This window comes from Vibrio sinensis (assembly GCF_003605645.1).
GTDB lineage: Bacteria > Pseudomonadota > Gammaproteobacteria > Enterobacterales > Vibrionaceae > Vibrio > Vibrio sinensis.
In genome coordinates this window covers 640,629-655,130 of sequence record NZ_QVMU01000001.1, presented here as the reverse complement: position 1 = coordinate 655,130, position 14,502 = coordinate 640,629, and the positions used below count along the sequence as shown (strand labels likewise).

Sequence of the window (14,502 nt, the reverse complement as noted above, 5' to 3'; positions counted from 1 at the left end):
ATAATGATAACGCTAAAAATGCAATATCCTTGAGTCAAATCGAGACGCATAGAGATGTGTGATTTGCCGTGAATTTCCATATCACGCTGTGTATCGTATTGCTTACGAAGTACTTTAAGATCTGTCTAATTATGTTTTCTTTGAGCAACGCTTAAATGCGCGACTTGTTTTGAAGTACATTGGTTTTGAATTACATCAGTTTTTAAGTGCATAGGGGTCGCCTAACGCTAATGCCACTTTTGAAATAGGTCTTTTTGCAAGTGAGCGACAAATTTCCCAGCCAGCTTGATTGATTGTTGCTAATTCGACCCCGGTTTCTATGCCTAGGTTTTCACACAAGTAGATGACATCTTCCGTCGCGACATTTCCACTTGCACCTTGTGCATAGGGACAACCACCTAAGCCTGCAACTGCAGAATCTATGGTGTTAATCCCCATCGTCAAAGCTTGATAAATATTGGCTAATGCTTGCCCCCAGGTATCATGAAAGTGAACAGCAACGGCCTTTTTCGGCAAATGTTGGAGCGTTTGATTGAGTAGTGATTCGACTCTATTTGGTGTCGCTTTCCCTACAGTGTCACCGAGTGATATCTCATAACAGCCCATATCAAACAGTTTCTTAGCGACGTTTACGGCTTGTACTGGCGTTATGACGCCCTCATAAGGGCATACCATGGTACAAGAGAGGTAGCCTCTGACATTCATACCATGTTGTTTTGCTAGTGCGATGACAGACTCAAAGCGAGTGAGGCTTTGTGAGATGCTGCAATTGATGTTTTTTTGACAGAATGTTTCAGATGCGGAGCCAAATACCGCAATTTGTTTAACACCACATTCTATTGCCCTTTCTAAACCGGCTAGGTTAGGTGTTAGGGCGCTATAAATAACATCGTTATTTGAGTTAATTTGTTTGAAAACCTGATCCGATTCTGCCATTTGAGGGACCCATTTGGGGGAAACAAATGCGCCAGCCTCAATATGTTTAAGGCCACTTTGGCTTAGCCGATTGATGAGTCGAATTTTATCTTCAAGAGTGACAGCGTTTTCATTTTGTAGTCCATCTCTTGGTCCAACTTCAACTAAATTGACGTTATTTGGAAGCATTTCATCCCTCCGTATTCATCGGAGAATCTTTAGATTCAGCTAATAGTTGCACCAACACCGCACCATGTTGAACTTGGTCACCAATTTGATACAGAATGGATTCAATCATTGCTGGTTGTGGGGCAAAGATGGTGTATTCCATTTTCATTGCTTCTAACACTAACAAGGGTTGCCCGCTTTCAACGCTATCGCCCTCGTTGACAAGAATGGCTGATATGAGTCCGTTTAACGGTGCACTAGGGCTGAGATCTTCCGTCGTATCATCAATCGGTTGATAGCTTGCATGATGAGCGAATGTACGCTGTTGCCCTAAAAAGAAAATTGTCGTGTCATGCTGATCAATCAATGCAGAATAACAATATCGTACGCCATTTAGTTCAATGGTAATTTGTTTTGACTGGTCTATGTTTATGTCTATGTCGACGACGAAAGCATGGGAGATATCCGAATCAATAGTGACCTTGAAACTATCAAATGAATATTGATTGTTATCGGTTAATAGAACTTCGCTATTTTCACTACCGCGGGTGAAATTGAAACGGAATTGGTTATTTTGTGACAGTCTAAACCCTTGTGAGCTTGGTGCGGGAGAGGCTTCACTCTTGGCTGATACTAAGTGGAGCCTGCGAGCAACAGCCGCAAAGGTTAACCAAATTGACGGAGCTATATTTTGCAGCTGCGCTATTGAATCTTGATGCTCAACGAGGAAGTCAGTATTGAGTTTTGAATCAGCAAAGGCGGCTTGATCGATGATACTGTACAAATAACCGATATTGGTAGTGACGCCACAAATCTGATATTGCTTTAACGCTTGCTTAAGTTGCGTCAATGCTATGTCTCTTGTTTCTCCCCATGTAATCAATTTACTGATCATCGGATCATAGAATTCGCTAATTTGATTGCCTTGCTCTATACCGCTATCAAGACGAATGTGATGGTTTGATGGTGGTGTCATCATGTAATCGATACGGCCAGTCGATGGCATAAAGTTGTTGTTCGTGTCTTCAGCATAAACCCGAAGTTCTATTGCATGACCGTAGTGTGTGATTTGGTGTTGAGTAATAGGTAACGCGTTACCTGAAGCGATGTTGAATTGCCATTCGACTAAATCAATGTTTGTTATTAATTCAGTGACAGGGTGCTCGACTTGAAGACGAGTATTCATCTCCATGAAATAAAACTGCTCATCTTCATCAAGTAAAAACTCAACCGTCCCTGCGCCGACATAATTGATGGCTTTAGCTGCAAGAACAGCAGCCTGACCCATCTTCTGACGCAGTGGCTCCGATAAGCCGGGAGCTGGAGCTTCTTCCACGACTTTTTGATGGCGACGTTGAATAGAGCAATCGCGATCCGAGAGATAGAGGCAATGGCCATGAGCATCAGCAAAAACTTGAATTTCGACGTGACGAGGCTTCAAAATACATTTTTCAATTAGTAACTGATCATCGCCAAAACTTGAAAGAGATTCGCGCTGAGCGCCATCAATAGCCAATGGCATTTCAGAAGCGTTGTGGACCACTCGCATGCCCTTACCACCACCACCTTGTGTCGCTTTAAGCATGACGGGATAGCCAATTTTTTCCGCCTCAGCAAGTAGATGCGAAACACTGTTATCAGCACCGTGATAACCGGGTACGAGAGGTACTTTTGCGTTAGCCATAATCGTTTTTGCTTGGGATTTCGAGCCCATTTGCTCAATCGCCCGACTTGATGGACCGATGAAAACGATGTCATTATCACAGCAAGCTTGCGCCAATAACGCATTTTCAGAGAGAAAACCATAGCCTGGATGGATTGCATCCGCTTGCCATTTTTTTGCGGCTACGATGATGGCATCAATATTAAGATAGGACTCACTTGCGGGAGAGGGACCAATATGCTCTGCGTAGTCAGCTTGTTTGACGTGCAAGCTGTGTTTATCCGCATCGGAATATACCGCAACGGTCTCTATCGCCATTCGTTTTGCTGTTTTGATTATTCGACAAGCGATCTCACCACGGTTAGCAATCAATACTCTTTTAATCATCGCTCCTCCAACTGGCTTCGCGTTTCTCAAAAAATGCAGTCAGCCCTTCTTGGCCCTCAGCGGAGACGCGAGCCGTTGCAATAGCATGACTGGTGTACTCAATGATTGATTCATCGATGGGGTGATTATGGCATTGTAAACAGAGTTCTTTTGCTGCTTTAAGAGCTTGGGGTCCATTGTTGCGCAGTTGACCTAAAATACGCTCTACAGTCTCTTCTGGTTGATAAGATATTTGATGTAAGATCTCCAAAGATAATGCCGTTTCAGCTTTTATTAATTCAGCGGTGAGGAAATAACGACGACTTTGACGTTGACCTATGGTCCGAATGACATAGGGGCTAATTGTTGCTGGGATGAGCCCGAGTTTTACTTCACTTAAGCAGAAACGGCAGTTTGGGGTCCCGATAGCTATATCACAACAACAGATAAGACCTAAAGCCCCGCCAAATGCGGCACCATGAACTAAAGCAATGGTTGGTTTGTTGAAATTATCTAGCGCGTATAGAAGTTTGGCGAGTTGTCGAGCATCCTGCAAATTCTGTTTCTCGGTTTTATTTGCCATGGATTGCATCCAGTGAAGATCTGCTCCGGATGAGAAGTGTTTACCTTGAGCAGTGAGCACAAGCGCAGTTAGCGAATCGTCTTGGCTGAGTTGCTCCAGCACCGTCAAAAACGAGGCGATGAGTTTGTCATCAAAAGCATTGTGTTTTTCTGGGCGATTTAAGCTCAGCCATGCAACTCCATTCTCGTCCCGAGTAAGTAGTAATCGATTCATGCGACTTCCTATGTCAGTAATTGAAACCTTGATTCACAGTAAGCAGTGAAGCTTAATACGCCAACTTGTTGATACTGAGACTTAACCTCTTGTTAAGTATAGTCAGAATGTTCGATTCGACGATTACATTCGAAATATACCAAATTTACTTTCTGGAATTGGAGCATTGAGCGCAGCAGAAAGGGCTAACCCAACCACATCTCGTGTTTTTGCTGGATCAATGATGCCATCATCCCAGAGTCGGGCACTGGCATAATAAGCATGGCTTTGCTGTTGATATTGCTCAATGATAGGGCGCTTAAATTCGCTTTCTTGTTCGTCGCTCCAACTTTCGCCTTTGCGAGTTTTTATATCTCGGGTGACCTGTGCCATTACACCAGCAGCTTGATCGCCACCCATGACAGAGATTCGTGCATTTGGCCACATCCACATCATGGTTGGATCATAAGCTCGACCGCACATACCATAATTGCCGGCACCATATGAGCCCCCAATGATCACGGTAAATTTCGGCACATCGGCACAAGCGACAGCTGTCACCATTTTCGCGCCATGTTTTGCGATACCTTGTGCCTCATATTTTTGGCCAACCATAAAGCCGGTGATGTTTTGTAAAAACAGCAGTGGGATTTTTCGTTGAGCGCACAGTTCAACAAAGTGGGCGCCTTTTTGTGCGGACTCAGAAAATAAAATACCGTTGTTCGCAACAATACCTATCGGATAGCCATGTAAATGGGCAAAGCCACACACTAAGGTTTCACCGAACAAGGCTTTGAATTCATCAAAGTGCGAATCGTCAACCATGCGGGCAATGACCTCTCTTACATCGACAGGCTTTTTAAGATCGGTTCCAACAATGCCGTAAATTTCTTGCGCGGAAAAGCGAGGGGGTTGGGCGTTTTTTTTTCGTAATTGTGACGGTTTAACATGATTAATTTGAGCTACGGCTTGCCGAGCTAATTGTAAAGCGTGGTGATCGTTCTCGGCGCAATAATCGGCAACCCCTGAAGTGCGGCAATGGACATCAGCGCCACCTAAATCCTCGGCGCTGACTTCTTCACCGGTAGCGGCTTTTACTAGAGGAGGTCCTGCTAAGAAGATGGTCCCTTGATCTTTGACAATGATAGACACATCACACATGGCAGGGACGTAAGCCCCGCCAGCGGTACATAGTCCCATGACGACCGCAATTTGGGCGATGCCTTTTGCTGACATGCGAGCTTGATTATAAAATATGCGCCCAAAATGGTCTTTGTCGGGAAAAACTTCATCTTGACGGGGGAGATTAGCACCACCAGAATCGACAAGATAGACACAAGGTAAGCGACATTTTTCAGCAATTTCTTGAGCACGGAGATGTTTTTTTACGGTCAAAGGGTAATAACTGCCTCCTTTTACCGTAGCGTCATTGGCGACTATCATGCATTCGATGCCGTCGATAAATCCGATCCCAGCAACAACTCCGGCGCAAGGCACATAGTCAGCATAAACTTCCCATGCGGCGAATTGACCCACTTCTAGAAAGGAAGAACCGGGATCAACTAACGCCAAAACACGCTCTCGAACGGATAGTTTTCCTTTGTTTTTTTGATGGTTTCGAGCCGCTTCACCACCGCCATCTTCAATTTTGTTTGTTACGCTATAAAGTTCATCAACTAATGTTGCCATCGCGCGATAGTTCTCTTTATATTGCTCAGATTGAGTATTAATTTTGCTCGATAACAAAGCCATAAATCTTTTCTCCCCTGGCATTGTAAAATGGGTATCGTTAACCGTTATCGGCTTTCGTCAAATAGCTCACGACCAATTAACATTCGGCGTATTTCAGAAGTTCCCGCGCCAATTTCGTATAACTTGGCGTCACGCAATAAACGTCCCGCGGAGAATTCGTTGATATACCCATTACCACCAAGCAATTGAATAGTATCAAGGGCCATTCTAGTCGCAACTTCCGCGCTATATAGAATCGCGCCGGCAGCATCTTTTCGGGTGGTTTCACCTCGGTCACAAGCACCAGCGACGGTGTAGACATAGGCTTTAGCCGCATTCATTTGGGTGTACATATCTGCGATTTTTCCTTGCACCAGTTGAAACTGACCAATAGCTTGCCCAAATTGCTTGCGGTCATGTATGTACGGAACGACCAAATCCATGCAAGCTTGCATAATACCTAGTGGGCCGCCGGCCAAAACGACTCGCTCATAATCCAAACCACTCATGAGAACTTTAACGCCCTGATTTTCAAACCCGAGCACATTCTCTGCGGGTACGTGACAATCATTAAAAACCAACTCACAGGTATTGGAGCCGCGCATGCCCAGTTTGTCGAGTTTTTGCGCTTGTGAAAACCCAGAAAAACCACGCTCGACAATGAATGCGGTAATTCCGTTCGCATTTAAGTCAGGGGCGGTTTTTGCGTACACGACATAGGTATGAGCATCCGGCCCATTGGTGATCCACATTTTATTGCCGTTAAGGATATAAACATCACCATTTCGCTCAGCTTTAAGCTGCATTGCAATGACATCAGAACCTGCGCCGGGCTCGCTCATTGCGAGAGCGCCAACGTGTTCACCTGAGACCAGTTTAGGTAAATACTTTTCTTTCTGGGATTGGGTTCCGTTTCGATGGATTTGATTCACGCATAAGTTGGAGTGAGCGCCATAACTGAGTCCGACGGATGCAGAAGCGCGACTAATTTCTTCCATGGCGACAACATGAGCGAGGTAGCCCATTTCGGCTCCCCCGTAAGATTCTGATACCGTGACCCCGAGTAAGCCCATTTCGCCGAGTTTGGCCCAGAGGTGATTTGGGAACTCATTGGATTGATCGATAGAGTGGGCCAGAGGTGCGATTTCATTGGTGGCAAAGCTGTTGATTTGGTCTCGTAGTAAATCAATAGTCTCATCATAACCAAAGTGGAGGGGAATATAGGTCGATTTCATTGCATTTCCTTGCTTTACCCCACCCAAGTTCCTAGAAGATAAGAACCCTTAAGACGAGCTTTCTAGAAAGTGCTCAGGTGGTAGTATCACCATTTATGGATTTTAGAGTGTTTTCACATCGCGATTTAGCGGCATTCAACTCCATCATTACTGCGTTGATATCGTCACTTTGCTGTTGCAATGTGGCTTTCTTCTCTTCGATTAGCTGGATCATATAAGCTAATTGTTCAGTACTTTGATCAGTATCATAGAGCTCAAACAACTCTTTAATATCTGCCAGAGAGAACCCCAAACGTTTCCCTCTCAGAATGAGCTTTAATCTAATCTTATCGCGCCCATTGTAGATTCGAGTACTGCCTTTTCGAGCGGGTGCAATTAACCCTACATCTTCATAAAAGCGAATACTTCTGGTCGTAATATCGAACTCTTTTGCGAGTTCGCTAATCTTAAATGTATTCATTACCAAACCTGCGATTTTCGTATAATTCTTGCGCGAATATACAACTCGTTAACGTTAAAGGAAATGAATTGCAATGTATTGTTATTTTCTTTAATTACAATGGTTTACCTTTTACATTTCGTTGAACTTTGCTGTGTTTCTGGCTTAATTTGACGTTTACGTAAATGTTAGTATAGTTATTACGTAAACGTCAATAAAAGGTAAATGAAATGATCATCGAGACATGGATTCTTGCCGCAAAACGTACTCCGATAGGATCATTTCAAGGAGTGTTTTCAAACATTGAAGTTACCGATTTAGGCTCACAAGCAATAAAGGGAGCTTTAGCAGAAAGTGGCCTCAATGCCGAAAAAATCAGTGAAGTATTGATGGGATGTGTTCTGCCCGCAGGGGTAGGGCAAGCGCCAGCTCGTCAAGCTAGCCTTGGTGCAAAAATCCCAGAATCCGTCGGATGCACGACAATTAACAAAGTGTGCGGTTCTGGAATGAAAACCGTTATGTTGGCACATGACATGATCCAAGCAGGAAGTGCGCGAGCAATCGTAGCTGGTGGAATGGAAAATATGTCAGCGTCGCCCTATATCATGAAAAAAGCACGCCAAGGATTACGTTTGGGTCATGATCAAGTCCTCGATCATATGTTCTATGATGGTTTACAAGACGCCTACCAAGGCGAGTTGATGGGCGTGTACGCAGAGCGCATGGCTGAAAAGTATCAATATAGCCGCGAATCTATGGATAACTGGGCACAAGACTCGGTGATGAGAGCTCGAAATGCGATAGAAAATGGAATGTTTATCGACGAAATTGCTCCAGTTACCGTTGCAAATCACCACTCTACAATTCATGTGACTAATGATGAGCATCCTCATCAGGTTGATGTGAGCAAGATGGTGACATTACGCTCTGCGTTTGCCAAACATGGATCTGTGACGGCGGCCAATTCAAGTTCGATTTCCGATGGAGCGTCAGCTTTAATCTTAGTGAATAGCGAGTTTGCGATAGAACAAAACCTCCGACCTATAGCAAAAATCGTCGCTCATACGACACATGCTCGCAAACCCGAAGAGTTCACTATTTCCCCTGTCTACGCCATTGAACAACTACTAGAAAAAACGGGCTGGGATAAGGAGGATGTAGATTTATGGGAAATCAATGAAGCGTTTGCTGTGGTAACTCAGCATGCGATTCAATCACTTAATCTTGACCCTGAGAAAGTCAATTCACGCGGTGGCGCTTGTGCTCTCGGACATCCAATCGGTGCAAGTGGCAACCGAATTATCGTCACGCTTATTCATGCCTTAAAGCAAACTCATGGCAAACGTGGAATCGCATCATTATGTATTGGCGGTGGCGAAGCGACGGCAATCGCTATCGAAATGTTTTGATTATAAAGCGTAAATGCAGGTTGATCTGCCGGTTGATTATCAGTCATCTGCCATGATTAACGCCCCCATAGCGAACTTATTCTTTGCAGCTAGACTTTAGCTACAACCATGACGACAACTGAACCAGAATAAAACTCACAAGGACGTGCACATGACACATAAAGTACAACAATATATCGGTGGTGAATTTGTTGATTCAAGTTCAACACACTGGTTAGAGGTGACCAACCCCGCCACTAACGAAGTTATCGCCCAAGTACCTTGTGCTACTGAGTCTGAAATGAATGCGGCGATTACCGATGCTTCCCAAACATTCAAACAATGGAAAGAAGTTGCTGCGCCAGAGCGCGCGCGTTTGATGTTGCGTTACCAACATTTGCTTAAAGAACATCATGACGATATTGCGATTTTACTCTCTAGTGAAACGGGCAAAACCCTAGCGGATGCCAAAGGGGATGTTTGGCGAGGCATCGAAGTTGTTGAGCAGGCGGCCAACATTTGCAGCTCAATGATGGGTGAAACCGTTGAAAATGTAGCAACCAATATTGATGGTTATTCATATATTCAGCCGCTTGGTGTTTGTGCTGGCATCACACCGTTCAATTTTCCAGCAATGATTCCTTTGTGGATGTTTCCTATGGCCATCGCCTGTGGCAATACCTTTATATTAAAGCCCTCAGAGCAAGTGCCTTTGACTGCGATGAAGCTAGCACAATTGTTTGAAAAAGCGGGTGCGCCGAAAGGGGTATTACAAATTGTGCATGGGAAGAAAGAGCAAGTCGATAGGATTCTGACAGAACCGAGTGTGCGAGCTATCTCATTCGTTGGTTCGGTTTCTGTAGGGGAGTACATCTACAAAACCGGTACAGACAACCTTAAACGGGTACAGTCATTTGCAGGGGCAAAGAATCATATGGTTATCATGCCTGATGCGAATAAAAACCAAGTGATTAGTAACTTGGTTGGTGCCTCTGTAGGGGCTGCTGGCCAGCGTTGTATGGCTATTTCTGTGGCGGTTTTTATTGGTGAATCCAAGCAATGGATCCCTGAACTTCAAGAGCAATTATCTCATATTCACCCGGGGGCTTGGGATGATGAGCGGGCAGGTTATGGCCCCTTGATTAGTGCACAAGCTAAGCAACGGGTGTTAGATTTAATTGATGAAGGAAAAGCTTCTGGAGCACATTGTTTGCTTGATGGCTCAGCCTGTGAGGTGGAAGGGCATCCCAATGGTAACTGGGTCGGCCCGACACTATTTAGTCAAGTCACAACCAAAATGTCGATTTATCAGCAAGAGATTTTTGGACCCGTATTGTTGACGATAGAGGTAGACAGTTTGGATGAAGCTATCGAACTGGTAAATGCTAATCCTTATGGGAATGGAACCTCAATTTTCACAGCCAGTGGCGCTGCAGCAAGAAAGTACCAACACAATATTGAAGTGGGCAACGTGGGGATTAATGTTTCTATCCCTGTTCCTTTACCATTTTTCTCATTTACCGGCTGGAAAGGCAGTTTTTATGGCGATTTGCATGCTTATGGTAAACAAGCCGTGCGTTTTTACACAGAAACGAAAACAGTAACAGCGCGTTGGTTCGATGACGATATTCCAAGCGGTCCGAATATGACTATTCAGTTTAGATAATCACTTTAGCCCAAGTGTTAATGTTGACTTAAGCTGCAATAAAAAGCGATAGAACTTAGGAGCTCAAGATGGATTTTGAATTAAATGAAGAACAACTGGCTTTCGCTGAAGCCGCAAAACAGTTTTCTGATCAAATGCTTGCTCCTAATGCATCGGAGTGGGATCAGCAAGCTCACTTCCCGAAAGATGTGATTCAACAAGCGGGTGAGTTGGGTTTCTTAAGTATTTATACGCCCGTGGAACATGGAGGACTTGGGCTTTCACGTCTTGATGCAGCGATTATATTTGAGCAGCTCGCCATGGGGTGTACCGCTACCACCGCTTTTATGACCATTCACAATATGGCGACTTGGATGATTGCTAGCTTTGCCCAACCTGAGATAGCAGAACAATTTAGTAGCCAGTTAGTCACCGGTGAAAAGCTCGCGTCATATTGTTTGACTGAGCCAAATGCGGGGTCAGATGCGGCGTCTCTAACGACGAGTGCAGTGCGAGATGATGAAGAGTATGTACTGAATGGTTCGAAAGTGTTTATTTCTGGAGCGGGTGATACTGATGTACTCGTTGTTATGGCACGTAGTGGTGGTGAGGGAGCCGCGGGCATTTCTGCTTTTATCGTGCCAGCAGACAGTGAGGGGATCAGTTATGGCAAAAAAGAAGCCAAAATGGGATGGAACTGTCAGGCCACTCGAATGATTACGTTTGAAAATGTTCGAATTCCAGCCTCGTATCTACTTGGTGAAGAGGGTGAGGGTTTTAAATTTGCCATGCTCGGTCTTGATGGCGGGCGAATTAATATCGCGACCTGTTCAGTCGGTACCGCGCAACAAGCGCTCAACGAAGCAAAGCGCTACATGACAGAACGAAAACAGTTTGGTCGCCATCTCGCTCAGTTTCAAGCCCTACAATTTAAGCTCGCAGATATGTCGACCGAACTGGTTGCAGCAAGACAAATGGTGCGACTCGCAGCGGCGAAACTGGATTCCAAACATAGTGAAAAGAGCGCGTATTGCGCGATGGCGAAATGTTTCGCAACCGATGTAGGATTTAAAGTGTGCGACCAAGCCCTTCAAATACATGGTGGTTATGGATACATCAAAGAGTATCCGGTAGAGCGCCATTTTAGAGATGTGCGTGTCCATCAAATACTGGAAGGAACCAACGAAATCATGCGCCTAATTATCGCAAGGCGTCTACTTACAGAAGGTGTTGAGTTGCTTTAGAACGGCGACTTACAAACAAGCTAACGTAACGGTAAGGAGTCAGTATTTATGTCGGCAGAAATTCGATTAGAAAGAGACGGGCACATTGCCAAACTAACCATGTGTAATCCTCCGGCGAACACATGGACGCTTGAATCACTACGGCAACTAAAAGCGTTGGTTAATGAGCTAAGTCAAGATCGTGCAGTTTATGCGTTGGTACTGACTGGCGACGGTGAAAAATTCTTTTCGGCGGGGGCAGACCTAAATACATTTGCTTCAGGTGACAAATCCCAAGCAGCTGATATGGCGTTTGCATTTGCGGAAGCGTTTGAAGCGTTATCGGCTTTCGATGGTGTTTCTATTGCTGCAATTAATGGTTATGCCATGGGCGGAGGTTTGGAAGCCGCACTGGCTTGTGATATTCGCATTGCAGAGCAACAGGCCCAAGTGGCTCTGCCTGAGCCGTCTGTCGGGTTACTTCCTTGTGCAGGTGGTACACAAAACTTAACGGCATTGGTTGGAGAGGGATGGGCGAAACGCATAATTCTATGTGGAGAACGTATTAGCGCGGAACAAGGGCATAAGATAGGTTTAATTGAAGAAGTAACAGCAAGCGGTCTCGCAGCTGAATGTGCGATGAAGTTAGCACAACGTGTTGCAGGGCAATCACCTAAAGCGGTCTCAGCGTGTAAAACTCTGATCCAGAATCAGCGTAGCCAAACCCATGCTTCGGGCTTGCTGCTTGAGCGAGAGTTATTTCTAAAGTTATTTGATTCGCAAGATCAAACCGAAGGAGTTAACGCTTTCTTGCAGAAGCGTAAGCCAAATTGGACCAACAGCTAAAAGGAACGAGCATGACGGGCAAAATAAATGTGTCACACATAAAGTGTGCTGATGGTGCGTTAGTTGGTATCCTTGAACTGGATAACCCAACGGCTTTGAATGCATTAACATTTAATATGATTGAGCAGCTCCATAAGCAGCTACTGCAATGGCAACAGGACGAAAGTATTGTTGCTGTATTTTTGCATGCGAATGGAGAAAAAGCATTTTGCGCTGGTGGCTATATTCAAGCGATTTATCGTGCTCTAGAAAATAAAGAGCAAGAACCACAGGCCGCTCAGCAAGCAATGGCGACATTTTTTACCCTTGAATACCAGTGTGATTACTTAATTCATACCTACTCCAAACCCATTATTGCTTGGGGGCATGGGTATTTAATGGGAGGCGGCGTTGGCTTGTATATGGGAGCTAGCCATCGTGTAGCTGCAAATAATACTCGATTTGCGATGCCAGAAAGCAAAATTGGCTTATATCCAGATGTTGGCGCAACCTATTTTCTCAATCAATTGCCCCAGCATCAGGCGTTATTTCTTGGTTTAACGGCCGCGCAGATTAATGCGATAGACATGAAAAACTTAGGCTTATGTCAATGGATCGTTGAACCTCAAGCCAAAGAAATCGTATTGGCAATGTTGGCCTCGACACATTGGAATACCTCAACTGATATCCACCACACCATCGCGTCAATATTGGAATCGGTAGAATGCCCATTGCAAGGTGTTGGATTGATAACCCCACTCTCAGAGGCGATTCAGACTTTCTGCTTTGATGAACATCTTGTCACGGCATCACTCGCTCAGATTGTTCAACGAATCAACCATGCTCAAATTGACGATGAGTGGTTTAAAAATGCCCAGCGAGCATTGAAATATGGTAGTCCACTTTCTCAGCATATTTGCTACCAGCAGTTAACCCAGAATCGAGGATTATCTTTGGAAGCGTGTTTTAGCCTTGAATTTGGCCTTACATTACGTTGTGGGCTTGAGGGGGATTTCAGAGAGGGAGTTAGAGCCTTAGTCATTGACAAATCACATGAACCATCATGGTTATATCCAGATGTATCATCGGTTCCTGCGCAATTATTGGAATACTTTTTCTCGTCAGTAAACACCACGTGCCATCCACAATATGAGCTTAAGCCGGAATCAACAATCTAACAGGGAGAGAAAATCAATGAATAAGATAGCGTTTATTGGGCTTGGTAATATGGGCGCGCCGATGGCGAAGAATTTACTTAAAGTAGGCCTTACCGTTGAGGTGTTCGATCTCAATCGTGACACTGTGACGGAGTTGGCCTCTTTAGGGGCGATTGCAGCAGACAGTATTCAGAGCGCAGTCGCAAAAGCGAATGTGGTGATCACCATGCTGCCAGCTAGTCATCATGTCAAAAGCGTCTACCTTGACGATAATGGGGTCCTAAATCATGTATCAAAAGGTACCTTGTTGATTGATTCTTCCACCATAGATCCTGAAACCGCACGTAGTGTAGCGGCTCAAGCACAAGTTAAAGGCCTAAATTTCGTCGATGCACCGGTGTCTGGTGGCGTCTCGGGAGCGGCGGCAGGGACATTAACGTTTATCGTTGGTGGAACCGTTGAAAACTACTCAGATGCGAAAGAGGTATTGAGCCATATGGGCAAGAATATCTTTCACGCAGGCGAAGCGGGTTCTGGGCAAATGGCCAAGATTTGTAACAACATGATGCTTGGTATTTTAATGAGTGGAACGTGTGAAGCGCTTAATCTTGGGATTGAAAATGGCTTAGATCCTAAAGTATTGTCACAAATAATGCTGCAGAGTTCTGGACGAAATTGGGCACTTGAACTTTATAACCCTTGTCCAGACGTTATGGAAAACGTGCCATCGAGCAATGGTTACCAAGGCGGCTTTATGAGTCAATTGATGGCTAAAGATCTCGGGCTTGCTATGGAAGCCTCTGTTCAGAGCCAGACCTCAACACCCATGGGGAGTTTAGCTCGGAATCTGTTTAATTTGCACAATGGGCAAGGGAATGGAGAGCGTGATTTCTCGAGCTTGTTTGAATTTTATCGTAAAAAATAGTAGCGGTTTTAGATTAGCGACTCAAAACGAATATCAGCATAAAAGCG

12 protein-coding genes are annotated in these 14,502 nt (G+C 44.8%); 6 read left to right on the top strand and 6 right to left on the bottom strand.

Translation table 11 applies throughout. The annotated features are described in order from the left end of the window. Positions 1-195: 195 nt before the first annotated feature. From DZ860_RS02710 to DZ860_RS02685, 6 genes are all read right to left on the bottom strand, one after another. Positions 196-1,104 (bottom strand): hydroxymethylglutaryl-CoA lyase, encoded by a 909-nt coding sequence (locus tag DZ860_RS02710; protein ID WP_120029360.1) that lies wholly within the window; start codon positions 1,102-1,104, stop codon positions 196-198. Between the two features lies 1 nt (position 1,105). After that, positions 1,106-3,133, bottom strand: coding sequence for an acetyl/propionyl/methylcrotonyl-CoA carboxylase subunit alpha (locus DZ860_RS02705; RefSeq protein ID WP_120029359.1), 2,028 nt, complete (start codon positions 3,131-3,133; stop codon positions 1,106-1,108). Next, positions 3,126-3,908, bottom strand: coding sequence for an enoyl-CoA hydratase-related protein (locus tag DZ860_RS02700; protein WP_165862831.1), 783 nt, complete (start codon positions 3,906-3,908; stop codon positions 3,126-3,128). Before DZ860_RS02700 ends, DZ860_RS02705 begins: the two co-directional genes overlap by 8 nt. A 123-nt stretch (positions 3,909-4,031) precedes the next feature. Then, the gene (locus DZ860_RS02695; protein ID WP_120029357.1) at positions 4,032-5,639 is read right to left on the bottom strand and encodes a carboxyl transferase domain-containing protein; all 1,608 of its coding nucleotides are present in this window, start codon (positions 5,637-5,639) and stop codon (positions 4,032-4,034) included. A gap of 44 nt (positions 5,640-5,683) precedes the next feature. Further along, positions 5,684-6,853, bottom strand: a complete 1,170-nt coding sequence (locus DZ860_RS02690) for an isovaleryl-CoA dehydrogenase (RefSeq protein WP_120029356.1) — start codon at positions 6,851-6,853, stop codon at positions 5,684-5,686. 73 nt (positions 6,854-6,926) lie between these two features. Beyond that, complete coding sequence (locus DZ860_RS02685; RefSeq protein WP_120029355.1) at positions 6,927-7,313, bottom strand: MerR family transcriptional regulator; 387 nt, start codon at positions 7,311-7,313, stop codon at positions 6,927-6,929. Between the two features lie 209 nt (positions 7,314-7,522). Between DZ860_RS02685 and DZ860_RS02680 the strand changes: the two genes are divergently transcribed. The 6 genes from DZ860_RS02680 (at position 7,523) to mmsB (ending at position 14,455) form a co-directional block, all read left to right on the top strand. Beyond that, entirely contained in the window at positions 7,523-8,701 is a 1,179-nt protein-coding gene (locus DZ860_RS02680) for a thiolase family protein (RefSeq protein WP_120029354.1), read from the top strand. Positions 8,702-8,852: 151 nt separating this feature from the next. Further along, complete coding sequence (locus DZ860_RS02675) at positions 8,853-10,346, top strand: CoA-acylating methylmalonate-semialdehyde dehydrogenase (RefSeq protein ID WP_120029353.1); 1,494 nt, start codon at positions 8,853-8,855, stop codon at positions 10,344-10,346. Between the two features lie 68 nt (positions 10,347-10,414). Then, a complete protein-coding gene (locus tag DZ860_RS02670) occupies positions 10,415-11,569 on the top strand; it encodes an acyl-CoA dehydrogenase family protein (protein WP_120029352.1) in 1,155 nt (384 codons plus the stop codon). Between the two features lie 48 nt (positions 11,570-11,617). Further along, entirely contained in the window at positions 11,618-12,394 is a 777-nt protein-coding gene (locus DZ860_RS02665; RefSeq protein WP_120029351.1) for an enoyl-CoA hydratase, read from the top strand. Between the two features lie 11 nt (positions 12,395-12,405). Further along, positions 12,406-13,551: an enoyl-CoA hydratase/isomerase family protein gene (locus DZ860_RS02660; RefSeq protein WP_120029350.1), complete on the top strand. Its 1,146-nt coding sequence runs from the start codon at positions 12,406-12,408 to the stop codon at positions 13,549-13,551. A gap of 16 nt (positions 13,552-13,567) precedes the next feature. Beyond that, positions 13,568-14,455, top strand: coding sequence for a 3-hydroxyisobutyrate dehydrogenase (mmsB, locus tag DZ860_RS02655; RefSeq protein ID WP_165862830.1), 888 nt, complete (start codon positions 13,568-13,570; stop codon positions 14,453-14,455). Positions 14,456-14,502: the final 47 nt, after the last annotated feature.